We start from the raw sequence: 18244 nt of genomic DNA, 5'->3' as shown, positions 1-18244 counted from the left end.
CTACACTTCGTTACAATGATGCCATGAATAAAATATTAATGATTGAAGATGATCTAGAGCTTGCCGAGATCCTCACCGAATTTTTAGAACAGTACGAATTTAAAGTGACGACGGAAGACGATCCGTTCAAAGCACTCAGTATCCTCAAATTGGAACCGTTTGATGCGGTCATTTTGGATCTGACATTGCCGGGGATGGATGGGCTGGAGGTATGCGAAGCGATTCGTGCACGTCAAAACATCCCCATCATTATCTCTTCAGCCAGATCGGATGTCACCGATAAAATCAATGCGCTCGAACTCGGAGCCGATGATTACCTCCCTAAACCTTATGATCCGCGAGAGCTCGTATCACGGATCCATTCGGTGCTTCGTCGATACGATGCGGCGTCAGCTGCCGCTTCCGAGAGTGCCTGTGATTTTAAACTCAATGAATCGGCGATGCAAATCAGCTATAAAAATCGCCCTTTAGAGCTAACGAACGCTGAATACGGCATTTTGGCCCATATGATCAAAAAACAGGGGATGGTCGTTTCGCGCGAAGATCTGATTCACAATGTTGCCGCGATCAATGAAGATTCATCTAACAAAAGTATCGATGTCATGATGGGACGGATTCGTAATAAACTCGGCGATAAAGCGCTGATCGAATCGATCCGAGGCATCGGGTATAAATTGCTCAAATAAATGGTAAAGAATAACGCCGTTTTAGCAACCGTCATGTTTGCACTTGTCGTGTCGGTGGCAAGTGTAAGTTTTACGTTCTATCAGCTCTATGAAAACAATCGTGCAAAACATATCGACAGCATTTTTTCCAAACATGCACTTATCAGTCAGATTTATCACTCCTACATCAATAAACAGATTTCTCAACCTATTTTTGAGGCAAATTTGGCGTTTTATGATCTCGAAGAGATCAATCATGAAGCTTCATATACAGCGATCATCCGACAAGGGAAAGTGTTAAAAAGCGATGCGAGTGCGGAAGAGGTAGCCGGGCAATATTCGCTCTCCGACGCATCGTTTGAGATGCATCCTCAGCAACAGATTGTTACCTCAATGATTGAATACCAAGATAACATTTACTTTTGGGTTGAATCGTCACGTCATAATGTTCTTTTGATTGATCGGGCGCTTGCTCCGTACCATCCGGTTAATTTGATGTCGGCATACATAACGCTGATCAGTGTATTGAGCATTGCATTTGTATTGATCATTTACCGGTTGCACCCGCTCCGCCGGCTCCGTAAACAGATCGCCCGTTTCGGGGAAGGGGACATGGGGGTACGATTTGGGATTGACGGCAGTGATGAGATTGCTTTGATAGCTAATGAATTGGAGTCGACGCAAAATAAAATCCGTTCCTTGATTGAATCGCGCACCCTCTTTTTACGCAACATTATGCATGAGCTTAAAACGCCCATCGCCAAAGGGCGTATTGTCGCTACGATGCTGAGTGATGAAAAACAACGCGGACGATTTGAGGGGATTTTCGAGAGATTGGAGTCACTGATCGGTGAATTTGCACTAATCGAAGAGATCACCTCCGGAAATCAATACCACGAAAAAAAAGAGTATCGACTGATTGATATCATCGACGGTGCAATCGATATGGCTATGGTCGAATACGATGCGGTAGAACGTTCTATCGATCCGACGATTAAAATCGAAGTCGATTATCGTTTGTTTGTTACTGCTATCAAAAATTTGATCGACAATGCGATTAAATATTCTCCTGAAAAAAAGATGGAAATTTTGATGGAAGAGGGGGAAATCATCTTTGCCAATGAGGGTGAAGCATTGAAAGAACCATTAAGCTACTATATCGAACCTTTTACCAAAGAGCATCCGACCAAAGACAGTTTTGGGTTGGGACTTTACATTGTCGATGCAATTTTAAAAGAGCATGATTATGTATTGGCATATGAGCGCAGAGAGAGTAAAAATTGTTTTATCTGTGTACCAGTAAAAACCAAAAGGAAATAGATGAAAAAAATTTTGATTACCAATGATGACGGATACGAATCGGCTGGACTTTTGGCACTGGTCGAAGCGCTGGAAGGGCTGGGACAGATTACCGTGGTAGCCCCATCGACTGAAAAATCGGCATGCGGGCATTCCTTGACATTGACGCGACCGCTCAGTTTTATCGGAGTCGGAGATGATTTTTATAAACTTGATGACGGGACGCCAAGCGATTGTGTCTATTTGGCGCTTCATTCGATGTTTGAGGAATCTAAACCCGATTTGCTGATCAGCGGGATCAATAAAGGCTCCAATATGGGAGAAGATATTACCTATTCGGGAACTGCGGCGGCGGCGATGGAAGCGGTACTGCATGACGTTCCCGCTATTGCTATCTCGCAGGTGATGGATTTTACACAGCCCGTCGGTGATTTTGCTTTGGCAAAACGTGCCATCCGCCAACTTGCAGAGAAAATTTTAAGCGGATCTTTTCCGTTGAACGAACGGGAGTTTTTAAATGTCAATGTCCCTTATGAGGTTGATGACCTAGAATTTGAGGTTACGTATGCCGGGCATCGTTATTATGCCAATGATGCCCATCTTCATCGTAACCCTCGCGGAATGGAGTATTACTGGTTAGGGCTTCATCCGCTGGAATACAAACCCAGAGAAAATCGAAAATCGCGATGTGATTTTGAGGCGATTGAGGCGGGAAAAGTCTCTCTTACCCCGATCAAACTCGATATGAGCGCCTATAAATCGATGCAGAAATTGAGAGAATGGCTGTGAGACACGTTCGTACAAAACTCGTTTTTGGAGAAGAGGCGTTTGATAGACTTCAAAATGCAAAAATTTTGCTTTTGGGTGTCGGCGGGGTAGGAAGCTTTTGTTTGGATTGTCTCTATCGCAGCGGTGTCCGTCATATTACGATTGTCGATTTTGATCGCTATGATTCGAGCAACCAAAATCGGCAAATGCATTCCGAACAGCACGAAGGGGAGCTGAAGGTTGAAGCCCTCAAAACCCATTATCCCGAAGTAATCGCCATAGCGGATAAAATCACCCCTGAATGGGTTGAAGAATTTGATTTCGAGCCCTATGATCTGATTCTCGATGCGATTGATGATATGCGTGCCAAACTCGCTTTGATCCAAAAATGTTATCCCAAACTTATTGCTTCGGTCGGTTCGGCCAAACGCCTCGATCCGACCAAAATTGAAGTTCGTTCGATCTGGAAAACTGAGGGAGATCCGTTTGCGTCAAAAATCCGTAATGAACTCCGTAAACGAAAATTCAAAGGCGATTTTAGCTGTATCTGCTCTTCCGAACTTCCGCGCATCAAAGAAAAAGGGAGCTTCGTCGCTGTGACCGGATCGTTCGGTTTGGCAATGTGTTCACTCGCATTACGTCGTATAGGTCTGTAACCTTTTTGTGATGAGGGAGTTTTATACTCTCTTTCATGGAACCTTTGCACCCCCTGTATTATCACTACCTTACTATCTTGGATATCGCGTTTCAGCCGATTGTAGATATCCACTCCGGAAAAATATTTGGTGTCGAAGCACTGTTGCGCGGTACTGAAACTCTCGGTTTTGAATCAATTGCAGCTTTTTTCGATCGGTTGTATGAGGAGAATATCCTCTACACGTTTGATATTCGGCTTCGCGAAAAAGTGCTTGAGAAGTTTTGTACGATCCAAGGATATAAAAATCTCAAACTTTTTTACAACCTCGATAACCGAGTGTTGGAGATGACCGATTTTTCAAAAGGGAATACCTATCGGCTTCTCAACCGTTTTGATCTTGACCCAAAATCGATCGTCTTTGAACTCTCAGAACATAACGAGATTCTCAATATTGATCATTTTACACGCTTGATGCACCACTATAGTGATGAGGGATTTTGTATTGCGATTGATGATTTCGGAATCGGTCAATCGGGATACAAGCTGCTCTATCACTGCACCCCGAATATCCTCAAAATAGATCGGTTCTTTTTGAACGCCATCGATACCGATCCGAAAAAAAAACTGCTGGCGCGCAATATGGTACAGTTGGCAACATTGATGGGATGCCGTGTCGTCGCCGAGGGAGTTGAGAGTGAGCGGGAGCTAGCTGTATGCAAAGAGATCGGGTCACATCTGGTTCAAGGCTATTTTGTTCAGCGGCCGACTACGGATTGCACCCTTATTGCGGAGCATTATCTTGTCCAAACATTGCCATTCAAAGAAGAGAGACGTTCTCCGACCAATCAAAAGATTATTTTGAAACGGCTTGAATCGCTCAAATCGATCATGTTGGGTGATTCGATAGAGACATTGCTGGATATCTTGAATGAAAAAGAGAGTTATCTCGTTCCCGTCGTGGACAATGCGATGCATCCAGTAGGTATTATCCATGAACACAATCTCAAAGCGATTGCATGCTCGCCGTATGGTCGTTCATTGGCGCAAAACCGCTCGTCCAATCTCTCTGCATTGGAGACCTATATCGAGCCGATACCGGTTGTTGATTTGACGATGCCGCTTGAGACGATGATCGAGCTCTTTTCGCTGTCGGAAAATGCTCCTGGGGTATTGATTGTTGAATCTTCCCGTTATATCGGATATTTGAGTGCCAGAGAGATGATCGAAGTGGTACATGAGCGCAATCTCATCCGTGCACGGGATGAAAATCCTCTTACAAGATTACCGGGGAATTTTAGAATCAACGAGTACATCGCGAATGTGATAGCATGTCAAAGCGATGCCGCAGTGATCTATTTTGATTTTGACCATTTCAAACCCTACAACGATTGTTACGGCTTTCGCAACGGTGATCGGGTGATCTTGCTGTTTGCGGAGCTGATGCACAAAGTGTTGTCTCCGGAGTATTTCAAAGGGCACATCGGGGGTGATGATTTTTTTGTCGGAGCCGTTGTGGATGAAAAACATCCGTTTGAAAAAATATGCGAAGAGATTGAGAATCTGATTGTGACATTCAGCGATGCGGTACAGGCATTTTATGAGCTCTCTGATCGTGAGCGCGGATGCATTGTCTCAGAAGATCGAGAGGGAAATATCCGTGAATTTAAACTTCTCGGTGTGAGTGCGGTGGTGATTAAACTGGGGAAAGATTCAACGATAGAATCGGGCGAACATTTACAACGAACGTTTGCGATGGAGAAAAAAACCGCTAAAAAATCGCCCAACCATATGAGCATCATCGGCAATTGAGACGTTAGCTTTGGTATAATGCTCTATTAATACTATATTTCGGAGCAAACAGTGGAACAAAAAGAACCGATGACCAAATACGGGTTTCAAAAATTATCGGACGAATTGAATACCCTAAAAACTATCGATCTTCCGGCCGTAAACGTCGAAATAGACCGTGCCAAAGAGTACGGAGACCTCAAAGAGAACTCAGAATATCATGCAGCCCGTGAAAAACAGGCATTTATCGGAACTCGTATCGCAGAACTCGGGGATATGATTTCGCGTGCACAAATCGTTGATCCGAGTGAACTTGAACATGCCCGTATCAGTTTCGGTTCAACCGTCGTATTGTGCGATTTGGAAAGTGATAAAGAGGTTACCTACACGATTGTCGGAGGGTGTGAGAGCAATCCGGATCGGGGTTTGATTTCGTTTAATTCCCCTTTGGCAAAACAGCTTCTTGGACGGGAAGAGGGGGATGAATTCAGCGCAAAACTCCCCGGCGGAGCGAAAAACTTTGAGGTTATCGAAGTGAAATATCAGGAGATCGTCTTTGAATCGCATTAATGTCGGTATTATCGGTATCAGCGGCTATACGGGGTTAGAGCTGGCAAAAATGCTCATCTCCCATCCGGTTTTTACCCTAACGTATTGCGCCAATACGGAGGGAGAAACAACTCTTGGAGAGTTGCATCCTTCTTTGGTCGGTGTTAGCGATTTGCGAGTGGATAAAGTCGATTTGGATCGCGCTAAAGCGTTATGCGACTTGGTATTTTTGGCACTTCCGCATAAAACAGCAATGCAAACGGCCAAAGGGTTGTTGGAAAGAGGGATTAAAGTCGTTGATCTCTCAGCCGATTATCGCCTCAATCAAGAAAACTATGAAGCGTTTTATTGTGAACATGAGGATTTGGATAATCTCTCTCATGCGGTCTATTCGATTCCCGAACTTCATGGTGATGTGGCCAAAGATGCCAGACTTATCGCAAATCCGGGGTGTCATGTGACGGCATCCTTGATGGCATTGGCTCCCTTTTTAGAGTATATAGATACCACTCATCCGATTTTCATTGATTCAAAAACGGGTGTTTCGGGGGCAGGCAAATCCCCGAGCGCAACGGTGCACTATGTGAGTGTGAATGACAACATCAATTGCTACAACATTATCAAACATCGTCATGCGACCGAGATAGAGCAGCACGCTTCGGCGTTATGTTCTGAGAATGTCAAGGTGACGTTTGTCCCCTCGCTTGTTCCGATGACACGGGGGATGCTCGCGTGTGTCTATGCGACGCTCAAAAATGATTGTGATCCTTTGGATGTCATGAACGCTTTTTATCAAAATAAGCCGTTCGTTCGTGTCCGTAATGCTCCTCCTCATACGAAAATGACATCAGGAACAAACTTTGCGGACGTTTATGCCGCAAAACATGGAAACGCTTTGGTCGCTATGTGTGCGATCGATAATCTGATGCGCGGAGCGAGCTCTCAGGCGTTGGCAAATGCCAATATCATGATGGGGCTGGATGAAACCCTCGGAATCCCTAAAATTTCCTATGTCCCATAATACTCTCAAACCCGGAGCGATTCTCATCGCCGACGCGCACTGTGCACCATGGCGGCGAGATTTTATCGATTTTCTATACGCCCTTGAATCCGGTACTATCGTTACTCCCCAGCTCATCTTGATGGGTGATGTTTTTGATATGCTCTACGGTCCGATACCGCGAACCTATGAGTATAATACCGAAGGACTCGATCTTCTCAATCGCCTTTCCGAGAAAATCCAAATCATCTACTTAGAGGGAAATCATGACTTTTTATTGGGTAGATTATTGCCCAATATTGAGGTTATAGCGCGTGAACATCAACCTCTCATTTTAGATTATCAGGGGAAGAATGTAGCGTTATCTCATGGGGATCAAATCATGGGGATGGGATATGAAATTTATACGGCATTGATTCGAAGCCCCTTTATTTTGGGGATACTTCGTATGATCGATACGATTGGAAACGGTTTTATTGTTTCAAGACTTGAGCGGATGATGAAACGAAAAAAACATTGTCGCCCCATCGAGCATTTTGAAACGCTGATTGAGAACCGTTTGAATGATCTAAAAACAGAGGGTTTTGACGTATTGATTGAAGGTCATTTTCACCAAAATCGCTTTTTTGAAAGCGCCGATTTGCACTACATTAACCTTGCCGCTTTTGCTTGCAATGAAAGATACTTTACTGTACAATCAACCTACAATATGCCATTAGTGTACGAGTCAGTTTTTCGCAAGGAGCCCCTATGAAGGGACAAGGAGAGATATTAAAAGTCGGTAGCAACGAGATGGAGTTGGTCGATTTTCGTATATTCAAACGTGAAAACGGTGAGATATACGAAGGGATATACGGGATTAATGTCGCTAAAGTACGCGAGATTATCCGATTCCCAAAATTGACCGAATTACCGGGCACCCCTCCGTTTATTGAGGGGATTTTCGATTTGCGTGGTGTTGTTATTCCTGTCGTCAATTTGGCTAAATGGATGGGTGTTGATACTCCGGATGAGGTAAGTAATGAATCTCGGGTCATTATTACTGAGTTCAACAATATTCTGATCGGCTTTGTCGTACACGAAGCAAAGCGTATACGCCGAATCAACTGGAAAGATATTGAACCGGCATCCTTCGTTTCGGGTGAGGGCGGTATGGATAGCTCGAAAATCACCGGTGTTACCCGAATTGAAGATGATGCGGTACTATTGATTTTGGATCTTGAGAGCGTTGTTCAAGAGTTGGGATTGTATCAGCCATCAAGCGGAAAAATCGAAGACGGGAAATACCATTTTAGCGGATATGTTTTATTGTTGGATGACAGTTCAACCGCCCGTCGCATTATCAAAGAAGCATTGGAGCAAATGGGATTTGATGTCATCGAAGCGACTGACGGTCAAAAAGGGCTTCAAGTCTTAGAAGATTTATACGCTAAATACGGCGACGATATCGGCTCCAAACTTCGTCTCATCGCATCAGATATCGAAATGCCGTTGATGGACGGATTTCACTTTGCAGCAAACGTCAAAGCTGATCCGCGCTTTAAAATGGTTCCGATTGTCTTTAACTCGTCTATTAGTGACCATTTCAGCGAGATTCGCGGAAAAGAAGCGGGTGGAGAGGCGTATTTGGTTAAATTCGATTCCAATTTATTTTACGATCAAGTAGCACGTGTCGTGCGTGCTCATATTCAATAGGGGTTAAGCTATGGATGAATTTCAAGAGATATTACAGGACTTTTTGGTTGAATCATTCGAACTGATTGAACAGCTTGACCAAGACCTTGTTGAGCTCGAATCACGACCGGATGATTTGGATTTGCTCAATCGTATTTTCCGTGTTGCGCATACCATTAAAGGGGCGAGTTCGTTTTTAAACTTTGACGTTTTGACCCATTTGACTCACCATATGGAAAACTTGCTTAATATGGCGCGTCACGGTGATTTAGTCATCGATGCGGACGTTATGGACGTTATTCTCGAATCGATCGATTTGATGAAAGCACTTTTGGGAAGAATCCGTGATTGTGGTGAAGACAGCGGTCTTGAGGTTGAACCGTGTGTTCTTCGTCTTGACGCCGTAGCCAATGGTACTGCAATCCCTTCATCAGCTCCGGCCGTGGCACCTGCACCGGAACCTGTTCCTGAGCCTGTAGTACAGAATGTTTCTGAAGAAGAAGCGGACTATTCAGGGATGAGTGAAGAGGAAGTTGAAGCGGAAATTGAACGACTGATTGCCGTTCGTCAGGCTGAAGACGCAGCAAAACGGGCGAATAAGGCTCCAAGTGCTTCTTCTGAAGAAGAACCGGATTATTCAGGGATGAGCGAAGAAGAAGTTGAAGCAGAGATTGAGCGTCTGATTGCTATACGACAAGCTGAAGATGCTGCCAAACGTTCGAATAAGGCAGCTACAAACGAGAGCGAAGAGAAAAAACCTGAACCGGTTGCATCTGCTCCGGTTCCTGTCAGTGCTCCTGTTGTTGTGGCAAAACCTGAGCCGATTGCACCAAAAGCAGCGCCGGCTCCGCGAAAAGTTGAGTCAAAAGATGAGGGTGAAGGGCGTGGCGGTGCTTCGGCAGTAGAACAAACAATCCGTGTTGACGTTAAACGTCTTGATCACTTGATGAACTTGATCGGGGAATTGGTTCTCGGTAAAAACCGTTTGATCAAAATTAATGATGATGTTGAAGAGCGCTATGAGGGTGAGGCGTTTTTGGAAGAACTCAACCAAGTTGTTTCTATCGTCTCATTGGTAACGACCGATTTGCAAATCGCCGTTATGAAAACACGTATGCTTCCAATCGGAAAAGTATTCAACAAATTCCCGCGTATGATTCGGGATTTATCGCGTGAATTGAACAAAAAAATCGAACTTGAAATTACCGGTGAAGAGACGGAACTCGATAAATCGATTGTTGAAGAGATCGGTGACCCGTTAGTACACATTATCCGTAACTCGTGTGACCATGGTATCGAAACACCGGAAATCCGTCTCGCAGCAGGCAAAGAAGAGATGGGAACCATCCAGCTCAAAGCGTATCATGAAGGTAACCACATCGTCATTCAAATCATCGATGACGGTAAAGGGCTTGATGCGGAAATGCTGAAACTCAAATCGATTGAAAAAGGGATCATTACCGAAAAAGAAGCTGATACGATGTCTGAGAAAGAGGCATTCGGGCTTATTTTCCGACCGGGATTCTCAACTGCTGCACAAGTAACCAGCGTTTCAGGACGCGGTGTCGGTATGGACGTTGTTAAAACCAATATTGAAAAACTCAACGGCATGATCGATATCGACTCCGAAGTGGGACGCGGAACATCGATGAAATTGAAAATCCCGCTTACGTTGGCGATTATTCAAGCATTGCTTGTCGGTGTTCAAGAAGAGTACTACGCGATTCCTCTTGCATCGGTTCTTGAGACTGTTCGTATCAGCAAAGACGAGATATATACGGTTGAAAACCGCTCCGTTATGCGTTTGCGTGATGAAGTTCTTTCCCTTGTCCATATCGGTGATATTTTTGAAGTCGAACGTGTATTCGACAATAGCGAACATGCATACGTTGTTGTACTCGGTCTTGCTGAGAGCAAAATCGGGCTTATCGTTGATTCATTGGTCGGACAAGAGGAGATCGTTATTAAATCGCTTGGGGAATACCTCAAAGGGATTGACGGAATCGCTGGAGCAACCATTCGCGGTGATGGCGGCGTAACTTTGATTGTTGATGTCGCAGCATTGATGCAGATGGCAAAATCGGTCAAATCGACTGTTGGGCAGGAGAGTGCCGAGAGTAAAAATCGTTCGGGTGCTAAAAATTCCGCAAGCGATTATTGTGTCATGATCGTCGATGACTCAAAAACCGATCGTACGATTATGCGCAAATCGATCGAGCCGATGGGGATCACGATCGTTGAAGCTACAGACGGTGTCGAAGCATTGAATATTTTGAAACAGGGTGATCATAACTTTGATGGAATGCTGATCGATATTGAGATGCCGAGAATGGACGGATATACGCTTGCAGCAGAGATCAAAAAATACAACAAGTATAAAAATCTTGCTTTGATAGCGGTAACATCGCGTACTGGAAAAGCAGACCGAATGCGCGGCGTCGAATCAGGAATGGTTGAATACATCACCAAACCGTACTCTCCTGAGTATCTGATGAGCGTTGTCAAACGTAATATTAAGTTTAACGAGGGGCTATAACCATGAGTGAAAAACTGCAGCAAATTATCAACAAACAGCATAAAACCCTCTCGGGAGATGATGTAAAAATCGATGAAGTGATCCAACTGGTCGGCTTCATCGTGGGTGATGAAGAGTTCTCGGTACCCATTTTGAGCATCCAAGAGATCATTAAGCCGATCTCTTGGACACGTGTACCGCAAACGCCTAATTATATTTTGGGTGTATTCAATCTGCGTGGTGCCGTTATTCCGTTGATCGATTTACGTTCCCGTTTTGGATTGGAGACGATCAAACATACCGAAGAAACCCGTTTTATCGTTATGAAAAACGGAGATGACGTTGCAGGATTTGTAATCGATCGTTTGACTGAAGCGATACGTTTGCCGAAAAAAGATGTTGGACCTGCACCGGATACGATCAATGAAGAAGACAGTATGATTGACGGTGTCGGTAAACAATCGGATCGTATCATTACGATTCTCAAGGTCGATAAACTTTTGGAGAGAAATTTCTAATTTAGCTCCATTTATGGCACAATATCGCCATGATAGAAACACACTTTGCCCACCGCCGGACCCAACTCCTTGATATGATGGAGGAGGGGGTAGCGATTATTACCTCTGCTCCTACTCAAACCCGATCAAACGATACTGAATACCCTTATCGTCAAAACAGCGATTTTTATTATCTTTGCGGATTTAACGAAGATAATGCAATTTTAGTATTGATCAAAACTGCTGAATCAACCAAGTCGATCCTTTTTGTCGAAGCCTATAATGCGGAGCATGCATTATGGAACGGTGATCGCTTGGGAGTTGAGGGCTCACGGGAGCGATTTAACGTTGATGAAGTGTATGATGTGGCTACATACACGGATATGGTCCAAGAGCTTTTGCGAGAACATATCAATCTTTATATTGATCTCTACAGTGAAGACTCCCGATTGAATGAGGCTAAAAGGTCCGCACAATCGCTTCACTCCACACGAGGTATTAAACGTCATATCCGTGCTATTCGTGATGTCACTTTTCTTATCCGAAAATTACGTCTGATAAAATCACCTGAAGAGATCGAGACGATTAAAAAAGCGATTGCACTCACTGCTGAAGCACATCATCAAGCAATGCGAGTATGCAAAAGCGGTATGAAAGAGTACCAGCTTCAAGCTGCAATGAACTATGTGTTTTTACATAGTGGTGCATCTGCTGAAGCATACGGCTCTATCGTAGCAGGAGGCAATAACGCCAATACTTTGCACTACATCGATAACCGCGATGAACTCACGGATGGAGAGTTGGTACTTATCGATGCGGCGTGCGAGTGGGAACTCTATGCCAGCGATATAACCCGTACCTTTCCGGTCAATGGAAAGTTCACTGACACTCAGTGTGAAGTCTATAATGCGGTTTTGGATGTGCAGCTTCGGGTGATCGATGCGATCAAACCGGGAGTAAAACGTGATTGGCTGCAGCATTACAGTGAAGAACTTTTGTGTGATGCGTTAATAAATTTGGGAATTTTGAGCGGTGAGCGTGAAGCTCTTATGGATGCCAAAGAACACAAAAAATACGCTCCGCATGGTATCGGGCATTGGATGGGGCTGGATGTTCACGACCCATGCCCCTATGTCGATGAAGCAGGTGAATCATTAGCATTCGTACCTGGGATGGTGATGACGATTGAACCGGGATTGTACTTTAGAGCTGATGATGAGTCGGTACCAGAATGCTATCGTGGGATCGGTATCCGTATCGAGGATGATATTCTGATTATCGAAGAGGGGTGCGAAAATCTCTCTTCTATAATCGCCAAGAGTGTGGAAGAGATAGAGCGCTGCTGCAATCAGTTGTAGCTATAACTCCATCCGCTTAACCCTTCTTTCGCCTCTTTAAACTCTTCCGAATCCCCTAAAAAGTCAATAATATGAAGCAATACCCATGGGATAGTGTTGGCTTCAGTATCATCGATGATGTGTTTTGGCATAGGGGTTTCTTGTGTCGTATGTGCAAAAGCAATTCGTTCACGATTACTTAATACATGGCTCGTTTGTGTAATCTTATACTCACGGCAAAATTTTTCTAAAATGAGCGGTTTGATCTCTTCTGGAATAGTTTCTGATGTATTTAAAACAATGGTGAAATGGAGTGGGAGCCCTTTGGAGATCAAAGAAGGGGATGCCATTATAATATATTCGACTCCTTCAAGATGCGTTGCGATTTCACTTTGAGAAAGATAGCTGTGAACTTTTAACGGTTGCATTTCTTGCATTAGATTTTTCCTTCGAGGATTTTTGTGATCAGTGACGTCATACCGATATGGAGGTTGTAATTCGTTTTGGGAAAATCGACCATTTCATTTTCGAGATTGACGTTGTAACTGCTTAGATATTTTCCCAATATCTCCAAATCGATCGGTTTATAGGCATCGGTGCTAATTTTGGTACGCACAAGTGTTCCAAGATCGTTGCTTTTAGCTAACGTAAAAGCAAGAATTTTGAGGCTGTAAAGATCACACCAGCGTAAAAAAAGCTCAGAGGTAAGTTTTAGATAGGGATTTCCCTCCGGATCAAAAAGGAGATTTTGCTCTCGTAAAGGGATCAAGACACTTAAAATAGCTTCGCACAGCGGAAGACTTTTTTGCCGCCAAAACGGTGCCTCATCGCTTCGTTCCAATCCCGCAGCTATAGCAGCTAATATCGCGGGTTGATCACCCGATTTGAGGAGTGTATCCATAGAGTGTAAAATCATCTAGTCCCCCTTTTTTTGGATGTAACTTTAACCTTTTTTGTATAATACGCGTATTAACAATAGGAGTCGAATAGATGGATAAAGGATGGTTGACCAATTACGTATCGTTAGGAGTCGTCGCAGCATCTTATACACTGGACGGGACAGTCGGCTCGGTTTTGCGAAGTGCAGGGCTGTTTGCTTTATCGGGTGCTATTACCAATCAGCTTGCGATCCATATGCTTTTTGAAAAAGTCCCTTTTTTGTACGGATCGGGGATCATTTTGGATCGCTTTGAATCGATACGAGAAGCATTAAAAGTACTTATTATGGAGCAATTTTTTACTCCCGAAAAAATAGAAAATTTTGTCCAAATGCAGGAGAAGAGTATAGATCTTTCCCCCATTATCGAACAAACCGATTTTACACCGGCATATGAAGCGTTGGTAAAAAGCGTTATGGAATCACCCATGGGAGGGATGATAGGGATGTTCGGCGGTGAAGCGATCATCGGTAAGCTAAAAGAACCTTTTTTAGAAAAAATCAAAATTTCTACCGTTGAAATAGCACAGAGCGAATCGTTTAACAATGCGCTGAATGAACGTCTTCATCAAGGAAGCGGAGATTTGGTATCGACGATTGAGAGTATCGTAGAGAGCCGATTGGCTGAGCTTACACCGGTTATGGTCAAAGAGATGTTGCATAGCCTGATGAAAGAGCATTTAGGTTGGCTTGTTGTCTGGGGCGGTGTATTTGGAGGCTTAATCGGATTGCTGGGAGCTTTTCTAATCTAAGCAATCTGATTTAAAAGACTTGACATTAACCGACTCAAAGTATTATAATTCTTGTAACTCAATTTAGGAGAATTTTATGTCAGCAAATATTTTTGAAAAACTTACCCACCAAATGACAGAGATGATCGAATCTTCGATCTCTTTAGCGTTACATAACAACAACAGCGAAGTAGAATCTATCCATTTTTTATGGGCGTTGCTTGCGAATAGCAACTCAGCGTTGAATCAGGCTCTGGTAAAAATGGGCGTAGACAAAACGGCTATCGAACTAGACGTTAAAAGTGCTGCAAAAAAACTTTCAAGCGCTTCTAATGTTACCAAAGAAACGATTCGTCTTTCACGAAATTTTCTTCATGCGCTTGAACGCAGTTCGGCTGAAATGGCAGTCAATGGAGATCAGTTTATTGCCATTGATACTTTTTTAATGGGAAATTTGAATCACTCTCCGTTCAAAGAGATTTTAGAAAAATACATTAATGTTTTTGAACTTCGCAAAACGTTTGAAGCAATGCGTGCCGGACAAAAAATTGAATCACAAACCGCCGATGAGACATTGGAATCGCTTTCAAAATACGGAATCGATTTAACCAAAGAAGCAGCGGAAGGGAAACTCTCTCCGGTCATCGGTCGTGATGAAGAGATTGGGCGAATGATGCAAATTCTGATCCGAAAAACGAAAAATAATCCGATTTTGCTGGGGGAACCCGGGGTAGGTAAAACGGCTTTGGTTGAGGGCCTGGCACAACGGATTTATAACAAAGAGGTACCGCTTAGCCTCCAAAACAAACGGGTTATTGCGTTGGACATGAGTGCGTTGATTGCAGGGGCAAAATATCGCGGTGAGTTTGAAGATCGACTTAAAGCGGTCATCGATGAGGTGAAAAAGTCCGCAAATGTTATCCTCTTTATTGATGAGATTCATACGATTGTCGGTGCGGGTGCATCGGAAGGATCTATGGATGCGGCCAATATCCTTAAACCGGCTCTTGCTCGTGGAGAGTTGCATACCATTGGAGCGACGACACTCAAAGAGTACCGTAAGTATTTTGAAAAAGATGCAGCTCTTCAACGCCGTTTTCAACCGGTCAATGTGGATGAACCGAGTGTCAATCAATCATTACAGATTTTGCGCGGGTTAAAAGAGCGTTTGGAAGCGCATCACAATGTGACAATTATCGATTCGGCACTTGTTGCGGCGGCCAAACTCTCCGATCGTTATATCAATGATCGCTTTTTACCCGATAAAGCGATCGACTTGATCGATGAAGCAGCGGCAGAACTCAAAATGCAGATTGAATCGGAGCCGAATGCACTGGCGAGCGTGAAACGTCGTCTTACTCAGCTTCAAGTCGAAAAAGAGGCGTTGAAAATGGAAGAGTCGGTAGCCAACACCAAACGGCTCGAAGAGATTGAACGTGAATTGGCAGATGCGAATGAAGAACGTCGCACTTTGGAATCGCAATTTGCCCATGAAAAAGAGGTTTTTGAACGAGTCGCAAAGATCAAAGCTGAAATAGAAGCCAAACGCCGTGAAGCCGAAAGTGCAAAACAATCTGCTGATTTTAACAAAGCGGCAGAGATCGAATACGGTCAGATTCCAAAGCTTTTCGAAGAAGAAAAAGCGCTCCAAGAGAAATGGAAAGAGATGGTTGCGGTTGGCACCTTGCTCAAAAACAATGTTGATGAAGCCTCGATTGCGGGGATTGTAAGCCGTTGGACAAAAATCCCGGTGAATAAAATGCTCCAAAGCGAAAAAGAGAAAATTCTCCATATCGAAGAGGAACTTAACCGCGATGTTGTAGGACAAGACCGTGCAACACATGCCGTAGCGCGTGCGATCAAACGAAATAAAGCGGGGCTCTCCGATAAAAGCCGTCCGATAGGATCATTTTTGTTCCTCGGGCCTACCGGTGTCGGTAAAACGCAAACGGCAAAAACGCTTGCAAAATTTCTCTTTGACAGCAGTGAATCGATGATTCGTATCGATATGTCCGAATATATGGAAAAACACGCGGTGTCACGTTTAGTCGGTGCTCCTCCGGGATATGTCGGGTTTGATGAGGGGGGACAACTCACTGAAGCGGTGCGCCGTAAACCTTACAGCGTTATTTTATTCGATGAGGTCGAAAAAGCGCATCCCGATGTGTTTAATGTCCTCTTACAGGTACTCGATGATGGTCGTTTGACCGATAACAAAGGGGTGGTAGTCGATTTTACTAATACGATCATTATCTTGACCTCGAATATCGCAAGTGACAAGATTATGGCGCATCACGGCGATCCTCAACTCGAGGAGATGGTACTCGGTGAGTTGAAACAGCACTTCAAACCTGAGTTTTTGAATCGTTTGGATGATGTTGTGGTCTTTAATCCACTGGGTGAAGCTCAAATTCTTAGTATTGTCGATCTCTTCTTTAGAGACATTGCAGCAAAAGTGGAAGAGCGAGACATTACCCTCAGCCTCACAGATGCAGCAAAACGTTATATTGCTCAAGCGGGCTTTGATCCGGTGTATGGAGCGCGTCCATTGAAACGGGCGCTATATGAGATCGTTGAAGACCGTCTTGCCGATTTGATCCTCGGCGGAGAAGTTGATGAGGGTTCATCCGTGACATTTGATGCATCAGGTGAAGAGATTAACGTAACTGTGGCATAATCCGTTTTATGAAAACGATCATAGTATTTTTTATCTTTTTATTGCCGTTGTGGGGATGTACGGGTGATTGTATGACCTGTCATCCTTCTTTATTGAAAAATATTGATGCGGATAAACGGCATAAACCGATGACCATGTGTATCAAATGTCACAGTGCTGATCCGGCTAAAATGGCAGATTGCGGAAGCGATTGTTTTGCATGCCATCCGGTGGCTAAGATCGAAGGGATACGGGTGGCTGAGCATGCGGTAATCCGCGAGTGCCGTGATTGCCACATGAAGCTCAAAGTGAATTTGGATTTACAAAGTGCCCCGAAAGGGCAATCGGTGATGCCGACGTTGCGGGATTTTTTAAAGCCTTAGGCGTAGAGAGGTTCGAATTTTTTATCGAACGCGTCCAGTATTTTTTTTAGAAGCTTTTGGGCTTCATCGATCATTTTTTCGGTTGTCTTGACCTCTTTTGCCGCATTATCGAATAGATGCACAATCCCCTTTTTAGTATCATTTTTGACATTTTCATCACCGTTTTTGAGATTTCCGATCAGTTTTGTCACATCTGAAGCGATTTTATTAACAGGTGTTGTCTGATTTTGATCTTCCAACTCTTTCATAAATTTGTCAATATAGGGTTGCGCTTTTTTCATGAAAGCATTAATCTCTTGTTGATCCTGTTCCGAGATACCGTTACTTTCCATTTTAAAAGAAAATGCTTGCATGGATGAGAAAGAGAACGCTTGTTCTTTTGAATTTGCGGTTGTTTTTTCATCCAATGAAAGGGATTGTTCATTTTGAAAATTTAATGACAAAGTATCACCGCTGCTGGTTTTCATTTGAATGGATAATTCATGAGAACGGTACGCATCGAGTGAAGCAGAGGAGATCATGATAAAGCCTTTTATTACTATTGAATCTTAGTGACAATATCGGACAAGGTTGGAAAAACTTTAACAAGCTTTTATTTAGCTTAACCCTTCTTTAAGTAAGATTTGTCTATTATTGCGTGCTAAAAATTTCTAAAGGGAATGGCTATGAAAAGAACATACCAACCGCATAATACGCCACGTAAACGTACACATGGTTTCCGTGCACGTATGGCGACTAAAAACGGCCGCCGTGTATTGAATGCACGTCGTGCTAAGGGTAGAAAACGATTGGCTGTCTAAATAGCTTT

The 18244-nt window shown here is 43.7% G+C and carries 19 protein-coding genes; 16 read left to right on the top strand and 3 right to left on the bottom strand.

Annotation, left to right across the window (positions count from 1 at the left end; translation table 11 throughout):
* The first annotated feature begins 23 nt into the window (after positions 1 to 23).
* The 12 genes from CJD30_RS00500 to CJD30_RS00445 are packed head-to-tail and all read left to right on the top strand — an operon-like array spanning position 24 to position 12750.
* On the top strand, positions 24 to 686 hold the full coding sequence (locus tag CJD30_RS00500) for a response regulator transcription factor (RefSeq protein ID WP_294915209.1): 663 nt from the start codon (positions 24 to 26) through the stop codon (positions 684 to 686).
* The gene (locus CJD30_RS00495; protein ID WP_294915206.1) at positions 687 to 1985 is read left to right on the top strand and encodes an ArsS family sensor histidine kinase; all 1299 of its coding nucleotides are present in this window, start codon (positions 687 to 689) and stop codon (positions 1983 to 1985) included.
* Positions 1986 to 2753 carry a 5'/3'-nucleotidase SurE gene (gene surE, locus CJD30_RS00490; protein ID WP_294915204.1) on the top strand — a complete coding sequence of 256 codons (768 nt, stop codon included), beginning with the start codon at positions 1986 to 1988 and terminating at the stop codon, positions 2751 to 2753. It begins immediately after the preceding gene.
* Positions 2750 to 3388 (top strand): tRNA threonylcarbamoyladenosine dehydratase, encoded by a 639-nt coding sequence (locus tag CJD30_RS00485; protein ID WP_294915202.1) that lies wholly within the window; start codon positions 2750 to 2752, stop codon positions 3386 to 3388. The genes surE and CJD30_RS00485 overlap by 4 nt, the downstream gene beginning before the upstream one ends.
* A gap of 35 nt (positions 3389 to 3423) precedes the next feature.
* Positions 3424 to 5178, top strand: a complete 1755-nt coding sequence (locus CJD30_RS00480) for a GGDEF domain-containing protein (RefSeq protein WP_294915200.1) — start codon at positions 3424 to 3426, stop codon at positions 5176 to 5178.
* 51 nt (positions 5179 to 5229) lie between these two features.
* The gene (greA, locus tag CJD30_RS00475; RefSeq protein WP_294915198.1) at positions 5230 to 5727 is read left to right on the top strand and encodes a transcription elongation factor GreA; all 498 of its coding nucleotides are present in this window, start codon (positions 5230 to 5232) and stop codon (positions 5725 to 5727) included.
* A complete protein-coding gene (argC, locus tag CJD30_RS00470) occupies positions 5714 to 6727 on the top strand; it encodes an N-acetyl-gamma-glutamyl-phosphate reductase (protein ID WP_294915195.1) in 1014 nt (337 codons plus the stop codon). The genes greA and argC overlap by 14 nt, the downstream gene beginning before the upstream one ends.
* On the top strand, positions 6717 to 7460 hold the full coding sequence (locus CJD30_RS00465) for a metallophosphoesterase (protein WP_294915193.1): 744 nt from the start codon (positions 6717 to 6719) through the stop codon (positions 7458 to 7460). Before argC ends, CJD30_RS00465 begins: the two co-directional genes overlap by 11 nt.
* Complete coding sequence (locus tag CJD30_RS00460; RefSeq protein ID WP_294915190.1) at positions 7457 to 8401, top strand: chemotaxis protein; 945 nt, start codon at positions 7457 to 7459, stop codon at positions 8399 to 8401. Before CJD30_RS00465 ends, CJD30_RS00460 begins: the two co-directional genes overlap by 4 nt.
* 10 nt (positions 8402 to 8411) lie before the next feature.
* Positions 8412 to 10916 (top strand): chemotaxis protein CheW, encoded by a 2505-nt coding sequence (locus CJD30_RS00455; RefSeq protein ID WP_294915188.1) that lies wholly within the window; start codon positions 8412 to 8414, stop codon positions 10914 to 10916.
* A 2-nt stretch (positions 10917 to 10918) separates the two neighbouring features.
* Positions 10919 to 11413: a chemotaxis protein CheW gene (locus tag CJD30_RS00450; RefSeq protein WP_294915185.1), complete on the top strand. Its 495-nt coding sequence runs from the start codon at positions 10919 to 10921 to the stop codon at positions 11411 to 11413.
* A gap of 29 nt (positions 11414 to 11442) precedes the next feature.
* Positions 11443 to 12750 carry an aminopeptidase P N-terminal domain-containing protein gene (locus tag CJD30_RS00445; protein ID WP_294915181.1) on the top strand — a complete coding sequence of 436 codons (1308 nt, stop codon included), beginning with the start codon at positions 11443 to 11445 and terminating at the stop codon, positions 12748 to 12750.
* Here CJD30_RS00445 and CJD30_RS00440 read toward each other — a convergent pair.
* A complete protein-coding gene (locus tag CJD30_RS00440) occupies positions 12741 to 13166 on the bottom strand; it encodes a hypothetical protein (protein WP_294915178.1) in 426 nt (141 codons plus the stop codon). The genes CJD30_RS00445 and CJD30_RS00440 overlap by 10 nt on opposite strands.
* Positions 13166 to 13645, bottom strand: coding sequence for a hypothetical protein (locus CJD30_RS00435; RefSeq protein ID WP_294915176.1), 480 nt, complete (start codon positions 13643 to 13645; stop codon positions 13166 to 13168). Before CJD30_RS00435 ends, CJD30_RS00440 begins: the two co-directional genes overlap by 1 nt.
* 74 nt (positions 13646 to 13719) lie before the next feature.
* Between CJD30_RS00435 and CJD30_RS00430 the strand changes: the two genes are divergently transcribed.
* The 3 genes from CJD30_RS00430 to CJD30_RS00420 all read left to right on the top strand — a co-directional run bounded on the left by CJD30_RS00430 (position 13720) and on the right by CJD30_RS00420 (position 17436).
* Positions 13720 to 14418, top strand: a complete 699-nt coding sequence (locus CJD30_RS00430; protein ID WP_294915174.1) for a DUF445 domain-containing protein — start codon at positions 13720 to 13722, stop codon at positions 14416 to 14418.
* A gap of 76 nt (positions 14419 to 14494) precedes the next feature.
* On the top strand, positions 14495 to 17074 hold the full coding sequence (locus CJD30_RS00425; protein WP_294915171.1) for an AAA family ATPase: 2580 nt from the start codon (positions 14495 to 14497) through the stop codon (positions 17072 to 17074).
* An 8-nt stretch (positions 17075 to 17082) separates the two neighbouring features.
* Complete coding sequence (locus CJD30_RS00420; protein ID WP_294915168.1) at positions 17083 to 17436, top strand: hypothetical protein; 354 nt, start codon at positions 17083 to 17085, stop codon at positions 17434 to 17436.
* Here CJD30_RS00420 and CJD30_RS00415 read toward each other — a convergent pair.
* The gene (locus tag CJD30_RS00415) at positions 17433 to 17957 is read right to left on the bottom strand and encodes a hypothetical protein (RefSeq protein WP_294915165.1); all 525 of its coding nucleotides are present in this window, start codon (positions 17955 to 17957) and stop codon (positions 17433 to 17435) included. The two genes, CJD30_RS00420 and CJD30_RS00415, sit on opposite strands and share 4 nt — an antisense overlap.
* 144 nt (positions 17958 to 18101) lie before the next feature.
* Between CJD30_RS00415 and rpmH the strand changes: the two genes are divergently transcribed.
* Entirely contained in the window at positions 18102 to 18236 is a 135-nt protein-coding gene (gene rpmH / locus CJD30_RS00410; RefSeq protein WP_013459438.1) for a 50S ribosomal protein L34, read from the top strand.
* The last annotated feature ends 8 nt before the right edge of the window (positions 18237 to 18244 follow it).

This window comes from Sulfuricurvum sp. PD_MW2, assembly GCF_002633015.1.
GTDB lineage: Bacteria > Campylobacterota > Campylobacteria > Campylobacterales > Sulfurimonadaceae > Sulfuricurvum.
This window is presented reverse-complemented; position numbering and strand designations above follow the sequence as displayed.

Excerpts from the sequence above, each read along its gene's own strand:
- CJD30_RS00495 (WP_294915206.1), top strand. The coding sequence starts at position 687 with ATGGTAAAGAATAACGCCGTTTTAGCAACCGTCATGTTTGCACTTGTC.
- CJD30_RS00425 (WP_294915171.1), top strand. The coding sequence starts at position 14,495 with ATGTCAGCAAATATTTTTGAAAAACTTACCCACCAAATGACAGAGATG.
- CJD30_RS00415 (WP_294915165.1), bottom strand. The coding sequence starts at position 17,957 with ATGATCTCCTCTGCTTCACTCGATGCGTACCGTTCTCATGAATTATCC.
- CJD30_RS00460 (WP_294915190.1), top strand. The coding sequence starts at position 7,457 with ATGAAGGGACAAGGAGAGATATTAAAAGTCGGTAGCAACGAGATGGAG.
- CJD30_RS00465 (WP_294915193.1), top strand. The coding sequence starts at position 6,717 with ATGTCCCATAATACTCTCAAACCCGGAGCGATTCTCATCGCCGACGCG.
- CJD30_RS00440 (WP_294915178.1), bottom strand. The coding sequence starts at position 13,166 with ATGCAAGAAATGCAACCGTTAAAAGTTCACAGCTATCTTTCTCAAAGT.
- surE (WP_294915204.1), top strand. The coding sequence starts at position 1,986 with ATGAAAAAAATTTTGATTACCAATGATGACGGATACGAATCGGCTGGA.
- CJD30_RS00430 (WP_294915174.1), top strand. The coding sequence starts at position 13,720 with ATGGATAAAGGATGGTTGACCAATTACGTATCGTTAGGAGTCGTCGCA.
- CJD30_RS00445 (WP_294915181.1), top strand. The coding sequence starts at position 11,443 with ATGATAGAAACACACTTTGCCCACCGCCGGACCCAACTCCTTGATATG.
- CJD30_RS00455 (WP_294915188.1), top strand. The coding sequence starts at position 8,412 with ATGGATGAATTTCAAGAGATATTACAGGACTTTTTGGTTGAATCATTC.
- rpmH (WP_013459438.1), top strand. The coding sequence starts at position 18,102 with ATGAAAAGAACATACCAACCGCATAATACGCCACGTAAACGTACACAT.
- CJD30_RS00435 (WP_294915176.1), bottom strand. The coding sequence starts at position 13,645 with ATGATTTTACACTCTATGGATACACTCCTCAAATCGGGTGATCAACCC.
- CJD30_RS00500 (WP_294915209.1), top strand. The coding sequence starts at position 24 with ATGAATAAAATATTAATGATTGAAGATGATCTAGAGCTTGCCGAGATC.
- CJD30_RS00480 (WP_294915200.1), top strand. The coding sequence starts at position 3,424 with ATGGAACCTTTGCACCCCCTGTATTATCACTACCTTACTATCTTGGAT.
- CJD30_RS00420 (WP_294915168.1), top strand. The coding sequence starts at position 17,083 with ATGAAAACGATCATAGTATTTTTTATCTTTTTATTGCCGTTGTGGGGA.
- CJD30_RS00450 (WP_294915185.1), top strand. The coding sequence starts at position 10,919 with ATGAGTGAAAAACTGCAGCAAATTATCAACAAACAGCATAAAACCCTC.